At 65.5% G+C, this 21,249-nt stretch carries 15 protein-coding genes; 12 read left to right on the top strand and 3 right to left on the bottom strand.

What is annotated here, in order from left to right:
- Positions 1-140 precede the first annotated feature (140 nt).
- Positions 141-4,256 (bottom strand): type III effector, encoded by a 4,116-nt coding sequence (locus HAQ05_RS03185; RefSeq protein ID WP_420825739.1) that lies wholly within the window; start codon positions 4,254-4,256, stop codon positions 141-143.
- Between the two features lie 998 nt (positions 4,257-5,254).
- On the opposite strand from HAQ05_RS03185, the gene HAQ05_RS03180 reads away from it, so the two are divergent.
- The 4 genes from HAQ05_RS03180 to HAQ05_RS03165 all read left to right on the top strand — a co-directional run bounded on the left by HAQ05_RS03180 (position 5,255) and on the right by HAQ05_RS03165 (position 7,980).
- A complete protein-coding gene (locus HAQ05_RS03180; protein WP_190417293.1) occupies positions 5,255-5,803 on the top strand; it encodes a GNAT family N-acetyltransferase in 549 nt (182 codons plus the stop codon).
- Positions 5,804-6,041: 238 nt separating this feature from the next.
- Complete coding sequence (locus HAQ05_RS03175; protein WP_190417291.1) at positions 6,042-6,839, top strand: energy transducer TonB; 798 nt, start codon at positions 6,042-6,044, stop codon at positions 6,837-6,839.
- 24 nt (positions 6,840-6,863) lie between these two features.
- Positions 6,864-7,577, top strand: coding sequence for a MotA/TolQ/ExbB proton channel family protein (locus HAQ05_RS03170; protein WP_190417289.1), 714 nt, complete (start codon positions 6,864-6,866; stop codon positions 7,575-7,577).
- A gap of 1 nt (position 7,578) precedes the next feature.
- On the top strand, positions 7,579-7,980 hold the full coding sequence (locus HAQ05_RS03165; protein ID WP_190417288.1) for an ExbD/TolR family protein: 402 nt from the start codon (positions 7,579-7,581) through the stop codon (positions 7,978-7,980).
- Between the two features lie 27 nt (positions 7,981-8,007).
- On the opposite strand, the gene HAQ05_RS03160 is transcribed toward HAQ05_RS03165, so the two are convergent.
- Entirely contained in the window at positions 8,008-8,916 is a 909-nt protein-coding gene (locus tag HAQ05_RS03160; RefSeq protein WP_190417287.1) for a LysR family transcriptional regulator, read from the bottom strand.
- Positions 8,917-9,307: 391 nt separating this feature from the next.
- Here HAQ05_RS03160 and HAQ05_RS03155 point away from each other — a divergent pair, with 391 nt between their 5' ends.
- From HAQ05_RS03155 to HAQ05_RS03120, 8 genes are read left to right on the top strand one after another with little or no spacing between them, the layout of a single operon-like run.
- Positions 9,308-10,483, top strand: a complete 1,176-nt coding sequence (locus HAQ05_RS03155; protein ID WP_190417286.1) for an LLM class flavin-dependent oxidoreductase — start codon at positions 9,308-9,310, stop codon at positions 10,481-10,483.
- Complete coding sequence (locus tag HAQ05_RS03150) at positions 10,480-11,463, top strand: ABC transporter permease (RefSeq protein ID WP_190417285.1); 984 nt, start codon at positions 10,480-10,482, stop codon at positions 11,461-11,463. The genes HAQ05_RS03155 and HAQ05_RS03150 overlap by 4 nt, the downstream gene beginning before the upstream one ends.
- On the top strand, positions 11,460-12,284 hold the full coding sequence (locus HAQ05_RS03145; RefSeq protein WP_190417284.1) for an ABC transporter permease: 825 nt from the start codon (positions 11,460-11,462) through the stop codon (positions 12,282-12,284). Before HAQ05_RS03150 ends, HAQ05_RS03145 begins: the two co-directional genes overlap by 4 nt.
- Positions 12,281-13,069 (top strand): ATP-binding cassette domain-containing protein, encoded by a 789-nt coding sequence (locus HAQ05_RS03140; protein ID WP_190417283.1) that lies wholly within the window; start codon positions 12,281-12,283, stop codon positions 13,067-13,069. The genes HAQ05_RS03145 and HAQ05_RS03140 overlap by 4 nt, the downstream gene beginning before the upstream one ends.
- Positions 13,066-14,070 carry an ABC transporter ATP-binding protein gene (locus HAQ05_RS03135; protein WP_190417282.1) on the top strand — a complete coding sequence of 335 codons (1,005 nt, stop codon included), beginning with the start codon at positions 13,066-13,068 and terminating at the stop codon, positions 14,068-14,070. Before HAQ05_RS03140 ends, HAQ05_RS03135 begins: the two co-directional genes overlap by 4 nt.
- A complete protein-coding gene (locus HAQ05_RS03130; RefSeq protein WP_190417280.1) occupies positions 14,067-15,266 on the top strand; it encodes an acyl-CoA dehydrogenase family protein in 1,200 nt (399 codons plus the stop codon). Before HAQ05_RS03135 ends, HAQ05_RS03130 begins: the two co-directional genes overlap by 4 nt.
- An 18-nt stretch (positions 15,267-15,284) precedes the next feature.
- Positions 15,285-16,934 carry an ABC transporter substrate-binding protein gene (locus HAQ05_RS03125; RefSeq protein ID WP_190417279.1) on the top strand — a complete coding sequence of 550 codons (1,650 nt, stop codon included), beginning with the start codon at positions 15,285-15,287 and terminating at the stop codon, positions 16,932-16,934.
- A gap of 1 nt (position 16,935) precedes the next feature.
- The gene (locus tag HAQ05_RS03120) at positions 16,936-17,334 is read left to right on the top strand and encodes a hypothetical protein (RefSeq protein WP_190417271.1); all 399 of its coding nucleotides are present in this window, start codon (positions 16,936-16,938) and stop codon (positions 17,332-17,334) included.
- Here the strand turns inward: HAQ05_RS03120 and HAQ05_RS03115 are convergent.
- Complete coding sequence (locus HAQ05_RS03115) at positions 17,331-21,023, bottom strand: autotransporter outer membrane beta-barrel domain-containing protein (protein WP_190417269.1); 3,693 nt, start codon at positions 21,021-21,023, stop codon at positions 17,331-17,333. The genes HAQ05_RS03120 and HAQ05_RS03115 overlap by 4 nt on opposite strands.
- Positions 21,024-21,249 lie beyond the last annotated feature (226 nt).

Genomic DNA, 21,249 nt, shown 5'->3' with positions numbered 1-21,249 from the left:
TTGACCCTATGCGCAGGCACCGCGCAGGTGAAGGTTTATTTGGCTATAAGCTCATGGCGCTTACCTAGGGAAGCGCCCGGTAGGGGCGACGGGTAGGGGCGCCGTCCAGGATCGCCCGGTAGGGCCATGCCCTGCGCAAATCAAGGCGGCGGAAACTGCGCTGCCGTGCGTTGGCCCTCGACGTTGGTCACTTTTTGCCAGCGCGCCAGGGCCCGCCAGCCCAAGGTGGTGGAGTCCCGTGCACGCTCGCGCACGATCAACATGAAGGGCCGCCAGGTGCTGCGCATCAGCAGCAGTTCATCGATGGCGTGCTGGGCATGCTCCCGCGTTTTGGCGTCGCCGCGCTGCCGCGCCAGGGCCTCGATACCACGATAGCCGTCGATCTGCGCGCCGGCGCTGCCCTTCATCGAGTAATTAACGTTGTAATGGCAGTAGTGGCTTTCCTTCTCCAGGCGGCGCAGGTCTTTCTCGAAATCGTTCAGCAACGTGGCCGCGCGCAGCCGGTTATCCGCGGTGTTGCGTTGGTCGTTTTCGTCGGGTTCCAGCGTTTCGATACAGCGCAGTAGCCACAGGTCGCGGTTCTGCTTGATCTCGTTGAGCATGGCGCGCGGTTTAGCGGCATGCCGGTCGAGGTCGCCATCTTGCTTGTCGCCCAACAGAAACGGTGAGATCTCGTGCTTCTCCATGCTCCAGGCCAAGTCGCGCGAGGCCCCCAATTGCAGGCCCAAGCCCTGGCGTTGGGCGCCATGGGTAGAGGCCAGGGGAATCGCCCCGCTGGAGAGGGGCGCCACATTCAACTGGGCCGATACCCCGGCACGTTGCTGCGCCGTATCGCCTTTACTGGCGACGATACGGGTGTGGCCGCCCTGTTCCTCGCGTTGGTCCTTGATCCGCTCGGCTTCGGCATACACCCCAGGCTCCACGCCCAGGGTCTGCGACAGGTTATGCCCATCGGCCAGCGCCGCGCTAGGCAGGCGCGCGGCCAAGCGCGCGTTGAGCGCGCGCGTATCGGTGGTGGCCTCGACCTGGCTTACGGAAACCTGCGGGTTACGGGAGAACACCGCCTCCAGCGGCCCCCGGTAGTGCCGGCCGCGTTCAGGTTCGAGCACGTCCCACCCCACCATGCTGCTCAGTGCGTCAAGCATGTTCTGGCGCATTTCGTCGTCTTTGTGGCGGGTTCTGAAAAAACGCATCAAGGTCGATTGGGTGGTCGTTCGCTGCTGGGCGAAGCGCCCCGTCACGGCGCCCTGCAGGGCCACCCCCGGCGCTAACTGCGGCCCAGCCGCAACGCCGCCGGTAGCCTCCCAGACGCGGGTGCGCGCCTTGCCGAACGACAGCTCCATGCCCAGCACAGGCATGAACAACTGGGCATAGGCTTCGTCGGTACGGGAGATTTCCGCGGAAAAAATCGGCGAAACGATCGGTGCTATCAGCCCGTAGGGCAGCCCCGGAATGCCGCCACCCACGCTACCGCCGCCGCCCAAGCGCACACGGTCGCGCAAACGGCTGTCGAGAATGAATGGCTTGAAGAAGGTCACGATGTCGCTTTTCTCGCTCAGGTGGCGGGTTTTCAGCAGCTTGATGGCGGCGGCCAGGTCATTGCTCAGCGGCGCATCCAGTACCTTTGGCCGATGCTGCGCGGGAAGCGAGGCGCGCAGCTGTTCCTCTACGCGGTTGAGTGCCTCGTAAGCGCACAGCCGGCCTTCGACCATGTCGGTATAGAGCCGGGGCAGTTCGACCGGCGGCGCTTTGCGTAAGGTGTTGTGCCCCACCTTCTCGCCACGGGCGGCGGCCTGGTTGCGGTAGGCCAGGTGGCGGGCCATGGCCTGTGCGCCGAGCCGCTTGCGCAGCGCCTTGGCGTCACCTGCCTGCAGCCGCACGTCGGCGAGGTGGGCGCCGCCTTTTTGCAACGCCGCCAGGTGATCGACCAGCGCTTGCGCGGCGTCAGCGGCGCGGGCCCGTTCGGCATTTGCCGTGGGGCAGTCGTGGCAGGCCTGCAGCGTTTGCTGCAGTACCTGCAGGCGCTCGGCAACCGCCTGGTCAACCTGGCGCCGAGGTGAGTCCAGCCCCATGCTTTCGCCGACCGCATAGGCGCGCTGCAAACCGCGGCTACCGAAGGGCGTCTTCCCCAGCGTCGGCACGGCCTTACGCCATAGGCCGGCTTCGGGCAGGGGCCCGGCGCTGGCAGGCGGCGGGGCCTTCGCCGCCAGTGCACGCATCACCCACTCCACGGTGGCTTTTTTCATCCGCTGGTCATGTTGGGCATAGGGGCTGCCCGGCGCGTTGCTCAGGTAACCGTTGCGCACCGCGGCGTAAGCGCCGTGGTCGACATCGTCGAACTCAAGCGCCTGTTCACCCAGCGTGGCGGCCGCCACCTGCTTGGCCTGTTGCAGCCACCCCCGTACCGAGTGGCTCGATTCCAACTGCTGCGCTTCATCGGCATTCCACAGCACCCGCAGCGCCTGCCCTTGAGCCGAATCCAGCGGTGCTTCCCCGTCACGGCTGAGTAATTGCAATAGCTCCGTACCGCGCGGCAGGCCGGCCAGCTTACGGTTGAGGGCAATGATATCGCGCTGGAGGGCGCTTGCTTCGGTCGCGCCAGGCTTGCGCACGGTAACGGCAAGGTTGATCCAATGCGTCACCGGCTGTTCGTTGAGGGCGGCCAGCAGGCGCGCGGCGCGCTCGCTGTCTTGGCCAGTCACATCAGCCAAGGCGCTGGTGATGATCTCTTGCACTAAATGGGCGGGCATGGGCGAGGCCGGCGTCGGGCCGGCCAGGCGATCGCTGAGGGTTTTCAGTGCGGCGCGCAACGGCGTACTCGTCTGCGCACCAAAGGCATTGCCGACCTCGCGTTGGTGCAGTAGGAAGCGCTCACGCAGCTGTTTCAGCGCGGCTTTGTCGGCGCGTTCGGCGCCGGCCAGGCCATTGGTCTCAGCCGGCTGGGTGGCCGCCGCACGTACCTGCTCGCCGAGCGTATCGAGCACCCCCAACTCGCGCTGTGCGCGATGCTGGGCGCGCATCTGTTGGTTCAGCCGGGCATACAGCGTGCCTATTTGTTCATTGAGCTGGGCAAACTGGCGGTCGGCCTGTTGCAGCTGCTGCAGTAGCGCTTGGTGCTGTTGGTGCGCCTGTTCGCGCTGCTGCTCGGCGTGTTGGATGGCGGGGGCCAGCGCGTTGGCCGCCGGGCTGCCGGACGCGGTCGCCCCAAGCTGGGCGTGTAGGTCGTTAAGGTCGCTATCGGCCTGGGCCGCTTGCCGTTCGGCGGCGGTCAGTTGTAGGTCGAGGGCCTTCAACGTACGGGTTTCTTCGGCCTTGACGTTCAGCTCCAGGCTAATCGCCTCGCCCCGGCTGGCAATACTCGCCAGCAGGGCCGCGCCGTGCGCCTTCAGCTCCACCAGGCGCTGCTGGGTGAACGTGCTGCGCTCATCCTGCTCATCCTTGGCCTGGCTCAACTCGGCCAGCCGGTGCAGGTCGGTACTGGCCAGCAACTCGCGTAATTGGCCGCTGCTTTGGGCGGTGCTGTGGTCGGCTTGGGCCAACCGGGCGCGGGCCGCAGCCAGCCGTTGGCTGTGCTCCACCGCCAAGGTGCGGCCAGCATCGGTGGTGGGGGGCGATACCGCTGTGCCCTGTTGCAACTGCCGCAGTTGCTCGCGCGCCAGCGCTGACTGTTCCACGGCAGCCTCCAGCGCCTGCCGGCGTGCATCTACCCGCGCGGCCAGCTCCTGGGCAGCGTCACGGATCGCTTCTGGGCTGGGCGGTGGGCTGGCGGCTTCGGGCGCGGCGTTTTTACCCACTCCAGCACCGAAGCGGGCAAAATGGGTCAATGGCGCCGGTTTCAGCCAAGGCCATAGGCGTGTTGCGACGCGCCGCCCCAGCGATTGCTCAGGGCGCTGCCAAAGGGAAAGGTCCGGGGCCTGCAGGCTGCTCAACAGTGAGTCAGCCAATTCGCGCAGTTGCTCGGCTTCGGCCAGTTGCGCATCCGGCCCATCGCCATGCGGGTGTTCTGCCTCGGCCCCGGTATTGCCCAGGCGCCCCGGCGCATCGGCCCGCAGCGGCCGGTTAAGCACACGGCCGGTGCCCGGTATGCCGAGGGTGAGGTTAACCTGCCGGCCGGCCAATTGGCTTTGCAGGCGCGCGTTCCACGAGCGCTTGGGTTCGGCGGCATCGAGGTTCTTAGCCGTGGCGGCTACGCGGCCCGGGGTGGTGCGTTCGGGGTTGCCTTGAGCTGGCTCAGGCTCAGGCTCAGGCTCAGGCATTGTGGATTCGGGCGCGTCTGGCAGTTCCGACAGTGGGATTGCGGAAGTGTCACCCAAGATTCTCATAACGCCCACCGCTGAGTGGGCCGATACTCTGTTATTGCCAGCAAACGTTTAATGATAACAGGCAGCAAGATCATTTTAATGTGCCCCGAGGAGAGAGAGTCGGGGCAGTATAAAAATGCCAGGTACTATTTATTAAATACTCGTTGGTCACATAGTTATAATTAAACGCTTAACAAGCTTTTACCCGCTGGGTAGGCGTGAATATAAAGTGGACATATGGCCGTTACAGCGGCACTGTCATCTGCCGAAGCTCTAAAAATGGCGGTGTAGGGCACCGATGGCCACCACTGGCCACTCACCGTATTAGAACCACAACAGTTCGAGGCGTGCATGAAAGGCCGGCGCAACCCGTGCAGCTACCCGTATCAGCGTGAACGCTACCAAGCGGGCATTACACACCCATAGCGATCAGCGACACCTAGTGGCTAAAGAGGCTGAACATTAAGGCGCCGGGCCATGTCGTTATAGCTGAACAGCACCCTCACCCCGAAGTTGACGTTAAGGCTGCACTTTAGAAGAGTCGGTCGTTCATGGGCGCCGTTCGTTAACGAATGAAACTGCCACGGCATCGTTGCCAAACGATTGAGGGTGGAAGTTATACGCGGGTGGGCGAGCTGGCTCGGGTTAAGGGACCGGCAAACACGAATGTCTCCCACGCACAGCCGCCATAACACGTACCACAGAGGTTTATAAAACCGTTGCAATCGGTAGCGTTGCAATGTTGTGCTTTTAACTCTGGTCGCCAAACCTGGTCGCCGATAGGCGACGAACGACGAACGACGAACGACAAGGGCCAAGGCAACGTTACGCAGGCACGGCCCGGTGCTTTTCATGGCGCAGGTGCTGCACGCGCGCCGCTGCGGTACGCTGCGGGTTGGCCCGTTCAACCGGCTGCCGCGGTATACCCTGGCGGCGCAGCGCGTGGAGGTGACATGAGTGGGGTGTGGGTGCGCGAAGCGCAAGCCGAAGATGCCGCGGCCATCGCCGCTATACAGATCGACGCCTGGCAGGTGGCCTACGCGCACCTGCTACCGGCGGGCTACTTGCAGGGTCTAAGCCAACACACCGAGGCACGTATGGCTTATTGGCGTGAACAACTGGGCGCCGACCGGTTGATATGGGTGGCGCAGTGGGGCCCCGACGTGGTTGGCTGGGCCGCTGCCGGGCCCAGCCAAGATCCGGACGCCCACATCCTGGTGGGCGCGGTCGAAGCTATCTACCTGTCACCCCTGCATTGGCGCCTTGGTATCGGCACGCCCCTGTTGCGTACCGCCTTGGCCAAACTGCTGCGGCAGGGCTTCACCGAAGCGACGCTGTGGGTGGTGCAAGGCAACGTGCGCGCTCAGGCGTTTTGCCAGGCCCTCGGCTTCGTGCCGCAGCCCGCGGCCGCCAAGCCAATGGCGCGGGGCGGCGCCACGCTGACCGAGCAACGTTACTGGCGCTCGCTCAAACCGATCACCTCGCCAAGGCCTGCACCCTAGAGCCAATGCCGGCAGGGCATTTTTCTCATGCCTGCCGCGCATCGGAGGATGGCGGGTAGGTTGCAACCCCCGTAAACAGGGGGCATCGCGCTCTATTATAGTTTTTTAATAACTTTTAAATCTTTACAAGTGCAAACAAGTTCCTTCTAGGAATAATTGCTGCGGCGGCATGATCGCTGCCCGTGAAGTTGGCGCTGCCCGCCAGCTTTGGGTCTGTGTTCATGAGGAGTCCTTTTCAATGACGAACCTTCAGTCCGCCGCGCGCGCGGTACCGCTGCCGGGTACCGTAGCGCCTGTGGACGCCGTCGCGGCACCTCGGCAGGGCGCCTTGTCGCAGTGGCAACTGCAACGCCCCACGCGCCCGGCTACCAGCCGCCGAGAGGGCTGGCTGCTGGGTGCGTTGGTGGTGGCTTTGCATGGCGCGGTGCTTTATTGGGCCACCCAGCGGCCGACTCCGGCGCTGCCGGTGGTGCCACCTGAAATCCCGCCGATGACCATCGAGTTCAGCCAGCCGGCGCCGCCACCCCCACCAGTGGTAGAACCGCCGCCGCAGGCCGTACAGCCGCCCGAGCCGCCACCCCCGGTGGAGGATGAGTTGGCCACTAAGCCGCCGCCCAAACCCAAGCCCAAACCGGTGGTCAAGCCGCCACCCAAGCCGGTGCCCAAGCAAGAGGCCAAACCGGTCGAGACGCCGACGCCACCGCCCAAGGCCGAAGCACCACCGGCACCGCCTGCGCCACCAGCACCGGCACCGGTCACGCCGCCGTCGGCCACGGCTGGTTATTTGAAAAACCCAGCACCGGAGTACCCGGCACTGGCGCAGCGGCGGGGCTGGGAAGGCACGGTATTGATGCGTGTGCACGTATTGGCCAACGGCCGCCCCGGGGACATTCAGATTCAGCAAAGCGCTGGCCGGCAGCAGCTCGATGACGCCGCATTGGCGGCCGTTAAGCGCTGGAGCTTCGTACCGGCCAAGCAAGGCAACCAGCCAGTCGATGGTTGGGTCACCGTACCTATTGATTTCAAGATCCGCTAATGCGGCGCAACGAGGAAAAACACCATGGCATTCGTTTCCCCCACTGAATCGGTCGAAGGCGCCGTCATCTGGCTGCTGGTTGGCTTCTCTGTGCTGACTTGGGGCCTGGCCCTGCTCAAGGCCGCGCAGTTCGGCCGCTTGAAAGGCCAAGACAAGCGCTTTCTGAAGCGTTTCTGGACCGCGCCGAACCTCGAAGCCGGCGCGCAGATTTCCGACAGCCAGCCCGGTGCGGCCGCACGCGTGGCCTCAGCCGGGTATGCCGCCATCGCCGTGGGCGAGCAGGGCACCCCCAGCGACCTGGCCCATGCCATCAACCACCAAGACCGGCTCGAACGCGCCCTGCGTCAACAGATCGTACGGGAACGCCGGTCACTGGAAACCGGCCTGGCCGTGGTGGCCAGTATCGGCAGCACGTCGCCCTTCATCGGCTTGTTCGGCACGGTGTGGGGCATCATGGAAGCGCTCAAGGGCATCAGTGCCGCAGGCTCCGCCAGCCTGGAAACGGTGGCCGGCCCGATAGGCTCGGCGCTGGTGGCCACCGGCGTGGGGATCGCCGTCGCGGTGCCCGCAGTGTTGGTGTACAACTATTTCCTGCGCACCTTGAAGCTCAAGGCCGCGGACCTCGACGATTTCGCCCACGACTTCTACAGCTTGGCGCAAAAAAGCGCCTTCCGTGTGCTGGCGCACCCTGCTGCGCGCCGGGCACAGGGCCAAACCGCCGTGAAGGAGGCGTCCTGATATGGCGTTCTCGACCCAAGACAGCGATGAAGTGCTCAGCGAGATCAACGTGACTCCGCTGGTGGATGTCATGCTGGTGCTGCTGGTGGTGTTCATCGTGACCGCGCCGCTGTTGACCAATTCGATCCCGATCAATTTGCCCAAGACCGAAGCCGTGGCCCCGGTCGAGCAAAAGGAGCCGCTGGTGGTGAGCATCGACGGCGATGGCAAATGGTTCATCAACAAAGACGCCATCAGCCCGGATTTGCTGCAAAGCAATTTGCAAGCGGCCAAGGCACAGAACCCGGACTTGCGCGTACAGTTGCAGGCCGATGACGGCACCAATTACGGGCAGGTGGCCAAGGCCATGGCGGCGATCGAAAAAGCCGGCATTACCAAGCTGGCGGTAATCACCGCACGTTGAGCCGTTGACCTGCCTGCCCCAGCAGGGTCAAGCAGGGTGTTTATCCACCGCCACCACGCTGTCGATAAAGGCCCGGGCGGGTGCGCCGAGGCGGTAGCCTTCGCGCACGATAATACCGCCCCGGTAATGCAGTGCTGCCAGCGCCGGCGGCAGGTCGCGAAAGCGCAGCGTGGCGACCTTGCCCGTGGCCAACGGCAGGTCGCACAAGGGCTTTGCCGCCACCCCGATGGCGTCGCTGGCCAGCACCAGCTCCAGCAGGGTGTTGAAATCCTCGCCTTCGAAATGCACCCGGTAATCCGCGCGCCCGGCCAGGCTCGCCAGGCCCTTGCGCAGCGCAGGCTGCGCCCGGCTGCTGGCCAGCGGGTAGCACACCAGTGCCGCCGCCTCAGCCAAATCGCGGGCGCGCAGCGGGTGCTGCGGGCGGCAAAAGAACACCGCCGGCTGGGGCGTCAGCGGCTGGATGTGCAGCGCAGGGTCGGCTTCGAACGGGCGGCTGTCGGCTAGCAGCAGGTCGACGCTTTGCCGCGCCAGCGCCGCGCCGGCTTCCTGGCTGTCCATCAAGCTCCATTGCACCTCCAGGCCGGGGTAACGTTGGTGTAACCGGGTAATGGCCGCCGCCAACAGGGGCAAAGCGACGTTAGCCTCGATACCCACCCGTACCAGGCCGGCGTCCAATGCGCTCATGCCGCCGATCTCGCTGGCCATTTCGGTCACCCCTTGCAGCAAGCGCCGGGCGTGCTGAACCAGGATTTCCCCCTGGGGGGTAGGGCGCAGGTTACGGTCGCTGCGGTCTACCAACGCACAGCCCAGCGCCTGTTCCAGGTTCTGGATGCTGCGGCTGAAGGCCGGTTGGGTGATGCCCATGGCCTGCGCAGCGCGGCCGAAGCTGCGGTGCTCGGTCAGGGCGAGGTAATAGCGAAGCTGGCGTAAATCCATAGGCGAGGGTTCAACGGCGGTAAACAGGCGCAGAGCTTAACGGCTTGGCAAGCACGGCAAAAATCACCGAAAAACATATGGTTATGCCCTGGACGGTGAACGAGCGACAGTGCTGCTGCGCAGGGCTAGGAAGCCCTACCGGGCGCGCCCCGTAACCTATTACCGGCAAGGCGTTTCATATAATGATCCGTAATGTACGGGCAGGTGCCGAGGCTGGGCAAATGTTATAAATTCCCCGTATGCCGGGGCCTTCAGCCTGTATGTTCGAGGGCGACCGTGGCGGGCTCACGCTTCGTTCATAACGATATTCGATTAGAGTATTTCTCCACACGCCTGTGCCGTTTCTAGCATTCGCCCCTCTTTTGTAGTTTTCGGCGGGGCACCTACGCGCATGGCATTGCATTTCAATGGGTCGCAACACTGTCCACAGGGGCAGGGGCCGGCTGAGTTCGACCATAGCCCACTGGCGCGGGTGTTAGCCCAACCCTTTTTGCTGGGGCTGTTCTTGCCCATCCAAAGCGGCGCTTGGAGCCCGTCGCAACTGCCGCGCGGCACCGACTGGCACTTCGACTACAACCGCCGGTTAACCCAGCAGGCCGAGGCGCTTGGCCTGGATTTGGTGTTCGGCCTGGCGCAATGGAACGCCAAGGGCGGCCACGGCGGTAGCATCCGCTACCGTGAAGACAGCCTCGACCCGTTCGTGACCACCGCAGCGCTGGCCGCGGTCACCGAGCGTATCCTGCTGATCTCCACTATCCATGTGCTGTACGGGCCCTGGCACCCGCTGCACCTGGCCAAGTTCGGCGCCACCCTCGACAGCATCACTGGCGGGCGCTTTGGGGTGAATGTGGTCACCGGCAACCTCGAGAGCCATGCGCGGATGTTCGGCACCGCTCAAGTCGAGCACGATACCCGCTACCGCATGGCCGATGAGTTCGTGCGCATGCTCAAGGCCTATTGGGCCAGCGACGAGAACCTGGACCTGGCCGGTGAGTTCTGGCGCAGCGAACAGGCCTACGTGACCCCCCGGCCTGCTTTCGGCCGGCCACTGTTGGTCAACGCCACCGGCTCGCCGGCCGGGGTCGAATTCGCCGCGCGGCATTCGGACCTGGTGTTCATCACCAGCCCCGCCGGTGCCGAGATCGAAGCGGCGCTGCAGGCCTTGCCGGCTCACACCGGCGCGATTCACGCCGCGGCTGCCGGCCATGGCCGGCGCGTGCGAACCTTGATCAACCCGATGGTGATCTGCAAACCCACCGACGGCGAGGCCCGGGAATATCACGACGCGATCGTCGCCGCCCAAGACCGGGTCGCGGTGGATAACTTTTTCGCCTCGTCCCAAGCCCGCGACAGCCTGGCCTTCAAGGGCCACCAACGCGACCAGAAGGCTGTGGGCGGCAATATCCAGTTGGTGGGCAGCCCGAACACCATCGTCGAGCAGCTGCTACGCCTGCGCCAGGCAGGCTGCGACGGGGTGCAACTGGCCTTTTACGACTTCGAACCGGACCTTGCGTATTTTGGCGAGGCGGTGCTGCCACTGCTCAAACAGGCGGGGCTGCGCCGATGAGGGCGCTGAAGGCGGCGTTGTGGCGCCTGGCCCAGGCAGTGCCGGTGGCGTTGATGGTGGTGGTGCTGAACTTCTTTTTGCTCAAGGCGGTGCCGGGAGACATGGCCGATGTGATCGCCGGCGAAGCCGGGGCGGCCACGCCTGAATTCATGGCGCAATTGCGCAGCCAATTTGGCGACGATCAGCCATTGCCGGCGCAATTCATAGCCTATGTGAAAAAGGTCGCCACCTTCGACCTCGGCTGGTCGTTTCGTTACAACGCCTCGGTGGCGTCGCTGATCTTCGACCGGCTGGCGGCCACCTTGCTGTTGATGGGCTTGGCACTGCTGCTGGCGGTGCTGCTCGGCTCGGCGCTCGGGGTGGTCGCGGCCACCACCCGGCAAGGGTGGCTGCGGCGCTTGATCGGCCTGTTCGCCACCCTAGGCTTCGCCTTGCCGGCGTTCTGGCTGGGGCTGATGATCGTGGTGCTGTTCACCCTCAAGCTCGGTTGGCTGCCCTCCAGCGGCCTGGACACCATGGGTAGCGACGCCCACGGCTGGGCCTACCTGCGGGATGTGACCGTGCACCTGGTGATGCCGGTGGGTTGCCTGGCATTCAGTTACCTGGCCATGTACATCCGCTTGATGCATGAGGCGGTCAGGGATGTGAGCCAACTGGATTTCGTGCGCACCGCCCGGGCCAAGGGCAGCAGCCGGCGCCGCCAGGTATGGCGGCACGTAGTGCCCAATGCACTGGTGCCGGTGGTGACCCTCACCGGCGTACAGTTCGGCGCCTTGCTCAGTGGTAGCGTCACCCTGGAAACCGTGTTCGCTTGGCCGGGGTTGGGCCAATTGGCGCTGGCGGCGGTGTCTTCGCGCGACATCAACCTGCTGTTGGGGTTGTTGTTCGTGACGTCGCTGTTCGTGGTGGTGGTCAATTTGCTCACCGAGGCCGTGCATGGCTGGCTCGACCCACGCATTGAACACGGGGCCCGGCGATGAACCTGCCGTGGCGGTCTATCCCGCTGTGGCTGGGCGCGCTGTGCCTGCTGGCCATAGGCGTCGCGGCATTGGCGGCGCCGGTGCTGGTGGGCAGCGACCCGCTGGCGATGGTCGCGCGGCCGTACCTGTGGCCAGGGCAGAACGCGGCCCACTGGCTGGGCACCGACATGCTCGGCCGCGACCTGTGGAGCGGGCTGGTGTATGGCGCGCGGGTGTCGCTGCGCATTGGCTTGGAAGCCGGTGTGTGCACCGCGTTGCTGGGGCTGGCGATCGGTTGCCTGGCCGGTTACTTCGGCGGCTGGGTCGACAACCTGCTGATGCGGGTGACTGAGCTGTTCCAGATCATGCCGTCGCTGATCTTCACCCTGGTGCTGGTGATCATTCTTGGCCCGCGCGTCGACACCCTGGTGCTGGGGATCGCCGCCACCGCCTGGCCCAATGTCGCGCGGCTGGCCCGCGGCGAAGCGCAACGCCTGGCCGGCATGGAGTTCGTGCAGGCCGCCCGGGTGATCGGCATGAGCGAAGCGCGCATCCTCTGGGTGCATATTTTGCCTAACGCGTTGATGCCAGTGTTGGCCATGCTGGCGATGCTGGTGGGCCATGCGATTCTCACCGAGGCCGCGTTGGCGTTTCTCGGCCTGAGCGACCCTAACGTGGTGTCGTGGGGCAGCATGATCGGCGCCGGGCGCGACGTGTTGCGCACCGCTTGGTACATGACCGCGCTACCTGGGCTGGCGATTTTTTTCACGGTGGCCGCCTTGGGCTTACTCGGCGGCGCCCTCAATGATTGGCTCAACCCCCGCCGTGGAGGCTTGCAATGAGCGTGCTGAGCGTAGAGGGGCTGTGCGTGCGTTATGCCGGCCAGCAGAACCCCGCTGTCGACGACTTGAGTTTCAGCGTGGAGGCCGGCCAAACATTGGCCCTGGTGGGGGAATCGGGCAGCGGTAAATCCACCACCGGCTTTGCCATCCTCGGGCTGTTGCCTGCCCAGGCGCAGGTGCGCGCACGGCAGTTGGCGTTTGCTGGGCAAAACCTGCTCGGCCTGAGCGAAAACGCGCTGTGCGCGGTGCGTGGCGGCGGTATCGGCATGGTCTTCCAGGATGCGTTGTCCGCGCTCAACCCGCTGATGACCGTGGGCGAGCAAATTGCCGAGGCGGTGCGCCTGCATCACCCGGTCAGCCGGGCCGAGGCGCGGGCCAGGGCCCTGGCGCTACTCAAGCGGGTGCGTATCGCCGAGGCGCAACGGCGCCTGGATGAATACCCGCATCGGCTCTCCGGCGGCATGCGCCAACGGGTGGTGATCGCCATGGCCCTGGCCGGTGAGCCGCGGATGCTGATCGCCGACGAACCGACCACGGCGCTGGACGTGACCATCCAAGCGCAGATCTTGCGCTTGCTGGCCGACTTGCAAGCCGAAGCAGGCTTGGCCCTGCTGCTGATTACTCATGACCTGGGCGTGGTCGCGGAAATGGCCGACCGGGTATTGGTAATGCGCCATGGCCGCTGCCTTGAACAGCGCGATGTGCTGGACCTGTTCAACGCGCCGCAGCACCCCTATACCCGCCAGCTACTGGCGGCATGCCCACCGGTGGGAAGCCCAGTATGAGCGACACCCCTTTGTTGCAAGTCAACGACCTGCACGTGCGTTACCACACCGCCCGTGGCAGCCTGGCCGCGGTCGATGGCGTGAGCCTCACGGTGCGGCGTGGCGAAACCCTGGCAGTGATCGGTGAATCCGGTTGCGGCAAAACCTCGCTGGGCAAAGCCTTGGTGGGCCTCACCGCCGTGACTGCGGGCGAAATCTACTACCAGGGCCAGGCCCTGACCGGGCTGTCGCGGCGCCAGATGCAGCCGCTACGCCGGGCGATCCAGATGATTTTCCAAGACGCGCTCGGGGCGTTGGACCCGCGCCAGCGTGCGGCCTTGGCTTTGGACTGGCCATTACGCCTGCACAGCAGCCTCGACCGTGCGGGCCGGCAAGCACGCGCCCGCCAGTTGCTGGCCCAGGTAGGGCTGGAGGAAACCCTGATGCAGCGTTACCCGCACCAGCTCTCCGGCGGCCAGCGCCAGCGCTTGAACATCGCCCGGGCGTTGGCCACGGAGCCTGCGCTGATCGTCTGCGACGAACCGGTGTCGGCGCTGGACGTCAGCCTGCAAGCCCAGGTGATCAGCCTGCTGCAAAGCCTGCAGCAGCGCCTGGGGGTGGCCTATGTATTCATCAGCCACGACATCGGCGCGGTGCAGCACATCGCCGACCGTATCGCGGTGATGTACCTGGGGCGGGTGGTCGAAGTATTGCCCAAGGCATCGCTGTGGCAGCACGCCGCGCACCCCTACACCCGCTTGTTGCTGGCCGCGGTACCGCGGCGCGACCCACGCGAGCGGCGCTTGCGCAACACTCCGCTGCTCGAAGGCGACCCGCCCAGCCCATTCAACCTGCCGGCCGGGTGCCGCTTTCATGACCGTTGCCCACATGCCAGCGCACTGTGCCGGCAAACCGAGCCCCCATTGGCGCCGCTAACCCAAGGGCACAGCGTGGCGTGCCACCACCCACAGGCCGGGGCGGGCGAGGTGCAAACCCTTCACCTTGCCAGGAGGGCGATATGAGCCCAAACCCTGTGGCCACGCCAGCCGAGTTACTGGCGCGGGCCGATACCCTCGCGCGCAGCCTTGCAGAACAATCGGCCACGCGGGACCGCGAGCGGCAACTGCCGTTCGAGGTATTCGAGCAGGTCCGCGCGTTGCGCCTGGGCACCGTGCACATCCCCCGCGCGTTCGGTGGTGCCGGCGGCGACTGGCGGGATGTGGCACAGCTATTCATCACCTTGGCCCGTGGCGACTCCAACGTGGCCCAGGCGTTTTTGTCGCACTTTGTGTTTATCGAGCGCTTGCGTTTGATGGGGTCGCCCGCCCAGCACCAGCAATTTTTGCCGCAAGCCGCCGCGGGCGTGTTGTTCGGCGGGGCGGCGGCAGAGCGCGGCGGGGCGTTTCGTGGCGAAGTGGCTACCGGGTTGGTTCGCCAAGGCGGCCAGTACCGCTTGAACGGCACCAAGCACTACTGCACCGGGGCGCTGTTCGCCGATGTGCTGAAAGTGCGCGCCGTCGATGAACACGGGCAGATGGTCGCTGCACTGGTGCCGGCCACGCGTGCCGGCGTCACCCGCCTCGACGATTGGGACGGCCTGGGCCAACGCTGCACGGCCAGTGGCACCACGCTGTTCGACGACGTGGTGGTGTTCAGCGAAGAGGTGTTGCCCATGGCACGCTGGCAAACCGAACGCCACCACAGCGGGGCCAGCGCGCAGATTATCCATTGCGCCATCGATGCCGGCATTGCCTTGGCCGCGCTGGACGACGCACTGGCCTGGGCGCGGCGAGGCATTCGCCCGGTGAAGGAAAGCGGTGTGCAGCGAGCCCAAGACGACCCGTTCGTGCTGCACACCCTGGGCACCATGGCGACCCAGGCGCGGGCGGCCGAGGCGTTGACGTTACACGCCGGCAGCCAACTGGCGCAGGCGGCCGAAGCGCGTTTCAGCGGCGCGGCGGCGGCCACCGAGTTGGCCCTTGAAGCCTCGCTGGCGGTGGCCGCGGCGAAGGCGGTGAGCACCCAGGCATGCCTGGCGGTGGCGCAAGCGCTGTTCGATGTGGGCGGTGCCAGCACTACCCTGGCCCGGCACAACCACGACCGCCACTGGCGTAACGCCCGCACCCACACCACCCACGACCCGGTGGCCTACAAGTACCGCGCCCTGGGAGATTACTGGGTAAACGGTACTGAACCGCCGCTGACCTTTTCCTATTGATTGCCTGGATACCCTTCGATGAGTGCCGATACATACAACCTTGAACGCCGCCAGTTCCTGCGCTTGCTTGGCGTGGGCGCTGGTGCCGCGACCCTGGCGGGTTTTTTGCCCTCGGCGCTGGCCGACGAAGTGGCCGGCCAAGCCAGTGGCCAGGCCATCGTCAAGGGGGGCACGTTGTTTGCCAACGTGACCCCCGAGCCGGCCGGCCTGGTGGCCGGGATCAACATCTCAAGCCCGGCGGTGGTGATTTCCTCGAGCATTTTCGATGGCCTAGTCACCTACGACGCGCAGTTCCGCCCACAACCGCAGTTGGCTGAATCCTGGGAGGAGGCCGCAGACGGCAAGCGTATTACCTTCCACTTGCGCAAAGGGGTGAAGTGGCACGATGGCACACCGTTTACCTCGGCCGATGTGCAGTATTCGATTCTCAACGTGGTGAAGAAAACCCACCCGCGCGGCGCCTCGAACCTGGCCAAGGTCACCGATGTGCAAATCCCCGACGAGCACACCGTGGTGTTCATCCTCAGCGGCCCCGCGCCAGTGCTGTGGGCCACGCTGTTCGGCACTGAAACCCAAATCGTGCCCAAGCATCTGTACGAGGGTACCAACCCGCTGACCAACCCCTGGAACAGCAAGCCGGTCGGGACAGGGGCGTTCAAGTTCAAGGAGTGGGTGCGGGGTAGCCACGTCACGCTGGAGCGCAACCCTGACTACTGGGACGCCGGCAAACCCTATCTGGACCGGATCATCTTTAAGATGATTCCCGACGCCGGCGCCCGCGCCGTGGCCCTGGAAAGTGGCGAAATCCAGTTCGCCGCCAACAACCCGGTGCCGGAAAGCGAGGTGGCGCGGCTGCAGCAGAACCCTGCGCTGCAACTGGACACCACCGGGTGGCAGGTGCCGGCGCCGATGTTCTTTTTCGATTTCAACTTGCGCCGCAAAACCTTTCAAGACCTGCGCGTACGCAAGGCCTTCGCCCACGCCATCGACCGCCAAGGCTTGGCCGATATCGTTTGGTATGGGCTGGCCGACGTCGCCCAAAGCTGCGTGCCAAGCTTTCAACAGCAGTTCTTCAAGCCGGGCTTGCCGCAGTATGACTTCGACCCGAAAAAAGCCGAACAGCTGCTCGACGAGGCCGGCTACCCGCGCGGCGCCGATGGTGTGCGCCTGCGCATCAACCACGTGACCGAGGTGTCGTATGGGCAGGTGTACCTGCGGGCGGCCGAGTACATGCGCCAGCAGTTGAAGAACATCGGCGTGGAAATGGAACTGATCAACCTAGAGCTGGCGGCGATGATCCGCCGGCTGTTCACCGACTACGACTTCGACACGGTTTCGCAATGGTATTCGGCCTACCCCGACCCGCAAATCGGCGTGACCCGGCGCTTTTGGAGCAAGAACATCAAGCCCGGCACGCCGTCGAGCAATAACTCGGGGTACTCGAACCCAGAGATGGACCGCATCATCGAGGGCATCCAGGAGGAGGGCGATGTCGCCAAGCGCAAGCTGCTGATCGACCAGATGCAGGAACTGGTGCAAACCGACGTGCCGTCGGTGAACCTGTTGGAGTTGAAATTCTTTGGTTTCTACTCCAGCAAGCTGCAAGGGCTGCGCAAAGGGCCGTTGCTGTTTTACTCGTCCCTGGCCGATGCCTGGTTGGAGCCCTGAGATGGGCACCCCACAGGCTACACTGGCCCAGGCGGCCGCCAGCCTGGCCGTTGCCCGCGGCGCCTGGCAGCAGGCGCTGGCCCAGGTGCGTAGCGGCGCCGCCGGCGAGCGGCGTGATCCCTACCTGCTGCGCCGGGTGGGCGAAGTCGGCGTAGAACTGCAGGCCGCCGAAGCGCTGTTGGCCCTGGCCGGCAGCAGTGAACAGCAGGCGGCGCTGCTCGCTGCTCAGGCCTTGGCGCAGTGCGCCCTGGCCGCGACACGGGCCGGGCAATGGCTGCACGAGGTTGGCGGCAGCGCCCCGGCGCCTACGCTGAGCGCCCCGGCACAGGGCCAGGGCTTGCGCGCGCTGGGCGACCACCTGCTGAACCGGTGCCCGCTGTGGCCAGCGCCCCCTGCTTAAAACGGCCGGCTCAGCTGCAGCAGCGCCACTTGCTGGTCATAGCCACCGCGGGTTTGGGCGTTCCACGACACCGACAGCGCGGTGCCGCCGCGGCGGCGGGTGGTGAATTCGAGGCCCGCAGAGAGTACCCAAGCGCCGAGCTCATCACCCGGCGTGGTGAAGCGCTGGCTTGGCGCCGCGGCGTAACTGGCGGTCACTTCATTCGGCTGGTGCAGCACGTCATACGCCACGCCCAGGCGTGCTTTTATCTGGGTGGCCGGTGCCAGGTCGTGGTTCAGGCGTGTGTCGAAGCCCAGCAGCAGTTGGTCGTTGTTGCGCGCCTGCACTTGTAGCAGCAAGGGGTTTAGCGCCGCCGGGCCGCCTTCGTGATAGCCCGGCTCGTGGATTCGCAGGTAGTCGCCGGTGAGGCTGGGGACCACCCGGGTGCTGTCGCCGACGCTGAAGTGCTGTGACAGCGCCACCCCGGTGTTCAATACCTGGCTGCTGAAGCGGCTTTGCGCCTCGCCCAGGGCGCCCCCGACGTTCAGCGTACGGCGGCCTTCATTGGCGTCGCGGCCCATACCGGCATGGGCGCTGAACTCGGTGGTGGCATCCAGGCGATGGCTGGCGTACACGGTGAACTGGTACAGCTCCATTTGCGCCTGTTGCCCGCCGCCGCCCAAGCGCGCGCCAGCCCCGCCGGTGCCGTAGGCAAAGGCCACGCCCACGCGGGTGCCGGGCGATAACAGCGCGTCGGCGCCCAGCAGCGTGCCCGCCACGTTGGCTGGGGTCGCGCTGCGTTGGCTCGGCGCCAGTTGCGCGCCGAAGGGCGTAAGCCAAAGCCCGTTGGCTGCCGGCGTGAACGCCCCGGCGGCCGTGTAGCCGACGGCCTGGAGGTGATCGCGCAGGCTGTCGGTGAGCTGCGCCTGCAAGAACTGGCTGGCGGGTAGGGTGCTGGTCAGCGGTAGGCTCTGCTGCACGGCATTGGCCACTTCGGCATTGCTGGTGGCACTGGCGAAATACGGGGCCAACGCGCTCTGCTGGCCACTGGCAAGCTGTGCGTCGAGCACCCGCGCGGCACCCTGGGCGCTGGCATTGCCGGCCACCGCGGCGCTCACGCCGTCGGCTGCCTTGGCGGCGAGCGCCAGGTCGACCGTGTTGCCGTCCTTGATGCCGCTGAACGTGAACAATTGCGAGTTGCTGGTCACGTTGTAGGTGCCGTCCGACACCAGCGTACCGGCACTGATCACATCGCTGAGTTGGCTCACGTTGAACAGTTGCCCTGCGTTGCGTACATCTACGTCAAGGTGCGCGTTCGAGGGCAGCGTGGCCGTGCCGGTCACTACCAAGCGGCCGTAATGCTGGCCATCGACCACGCGCGTGCTTAGGGTGGCTGCGGCGCCCTGGGTGTAGTCCCCTTGCACTGTTGCCACGGCGTCGTGCGGGGTCTCGGTATCGGCGCTTTGCGCAGCCACGGCGAGGGTGCCTTGGTTACTGAAGCTGGCCACCTCGAAGCGGTTGCCGTCTTGCAGGGTAAAGGTGTTGCCCTGGGGCACCTCCACGTCGGTCGCCGGCGCGCGCACGCTGCCCTGGATAAGGGCGCTGTCTTGGCCGAGCAGGCGCAGCACCGGCACCTCGGAGGTGTCATCGACATACACCGCATAACCGCCGGCCACATCGCCGAGCACGGCGCCGCTGATGTCCAGCCCGCCAGCGAGGGTCGAGCCGATCACGCTGATGCCGTTCACCCCGTGTACGCTGCCGCTGTTGAGCACCTTGCCATCGACTTGGCTGCCCTGGAGCAACAAGGCCGAGGGGGTATCGCTGTCGCCTTGCAGGGTGCCGGCGTTGATGACATTGCCGGTGACCTGGGTGTCGATGAAGCTGGCCACGCCATCGCTGCCGCCCTGGATGCGTCCACCGTTGTAAAAAGTGCTTAGCGTGCTGCCGCCCACCATCACCCCACCGGGCGCGTCGAGGCTGCCGGTGTTGCTGATGCCGCCATTGAGGGCGCTGCCCTGTACGCGCAGCGCCTGGGTGTGGCTGCTGATGGTGCCGCTGTTGAGCAGGGCACCCCCCAGGGTCGTTTGGTTAAGATCGATGCCCACGTCGCTGCCGTAGACCTCGCCACTGTTGTTGAGGTTGCCGCTGATAGTGGCGCCAATGGCGCGAATGCCAGAACCGTCGGCATGGATGCTGCCACTGTTGAGCAGGTTGCCGGCCAGTACACTGGTGCCTTGCAAGGCAATACCGGCGCCCAAGCCGGTGAGCGTGCCGCTGTTGCGCAGGTCACCGCTCAGGGTGCTGTCGGTTAACGACAGCGCGGCGTAATCACCGCCCACGCTACCAGTGTTGGCCAACCCGCCGGCCACTTGGCTGCTGGCCAGGCGAATGCCCACGCTGTCTTCGCTGTTGTCCAGGGCATCGATGGCACCGGTATTGATGATGCCACCGGCCACTGTGGCGGTGGCGACGTCGATGCCCACATGGCCGTTGACCGTGCCACCGAGGTTGCGCACCCCGCGGCGGGTAATGGTCGCGGCGTTGACCTGGATCGCCGCCCGGCCCTCGCTGAGCAAGGTGCCGCTGTTGAACAGCCCGGCCACTGAAGAGCCGTCGTGCACGCCGAGGGCTGCCTGGCCGCCAACCGTTTGCACCACGCCACCTTGCAGGCTGATGATGCCGGTGTTCACCAGCGCGCCGCGCACCGTGGCGTAGTAGGTGCCCAGGCCGCTGCTGCTGGCGCTGATGCGCCCGGCATTGGCCACATCACCTGCCACACGGCCATTGACCAGCATGCCCACCGGGGCGGTGATCGAAGCGCTGTTGCTTACGCCCCCGGCCACGGTGCTGTTGGTGAGTTCCACGCCTAAGTAGCCCGAGGTGATCGTGCCGTGTGTGGCCAGGCTGCCGCCGACATTGCTATAGGCCACGCGCACCGCGGCCGTACCGCCATGAACGGTACCCGAGGTGCTGATAGTTCCGGCGACCTTACTGCTGGTGACTGCCAGGCCACGGGCGGTACCGCGCAGGCGGCCGGCGCTGGCCACGTCGCCTTCGACCTTGGTGGCGGTGACCGCCAAGCCATTGGTGGCCTGGATGCTGCCGGTATTCACCACGTTGCCATTCACGGTGCTTTCCAGCACCAGCAGCCCGTAATCGGCGGCCTTGATCTCGCCCCGGTTACGCAAGGGCCCGACGATACTGGATTCGATGCTCACGCCGCGACCCGATGAGGTGCCACTCTGGATACTGCCGTTGTTCACCAGCCCCTCGGCCAACCGGCTATCGACCACCGTCACGCCGCTGCCGGACGGGGCATTGCCAGTGATAACCCCGGCGCTGTAGTTCACCACGCCGCCGCGCAGTTGGCTGTCGCTGATGGCGACGCCAGGTGCGCCGGACAGCGTGCCGGCGTTGAGGATCGATACCGCCCCGTTGATGCCGGAAACGGCCACACCCGGGGCGCCATGACTGCTGACGGCCCCCGCCTGGGTGATGCTCAGCGTACCGGGTGCCACCAGGTTGCAGGGCCCGGTTATAGGGGTGCGCAGCGTGGCGTTCCCGGATGCCTCGCAGGCGGCCCGAGCCACCGGTGCAGCCGCCGCGAGGGCCACCGCCAGCGCCAAGGCCGTGGGTACGGCGCACCGTTGTAGCGATTCGCAAGAGGCACCCCGACGACCTTGCCCTTTAAGGTTCAACCGCCCCATGGTCCGCCCCTGGCGTGCGCCGTGTGGTGAGGGTGAGTTGGGTATAGTTGCGTCGCCAAGGTGTGTCAAAGCTGAAACATATTTCTGCAAGGCCTGGCCGGACCAACGGCGCTGGCGAGGGTGGGCAGAGCCACGGCACTCACGGCGACAAGGCCTATACACCGCACAGGGCGCTTAGTTAACCGGGGTTTTATCCAAATGGCCAATGCGTTTGCCTCAAAACATT

Origin of the sequence: Pseudomonas typographi (genome assembly GCF_014694385.1) — a bacterium.
GTDB lineage: Bacteria > Pseudomonadota > Gammaproteobacteria > Pseudomonadales > Pseudomonadaceae > Aquipseudomonas > Aquipseudomonas typographi.
This window is presented reverse-complemented; position numbering and strand designations above follow the sequence as displayed.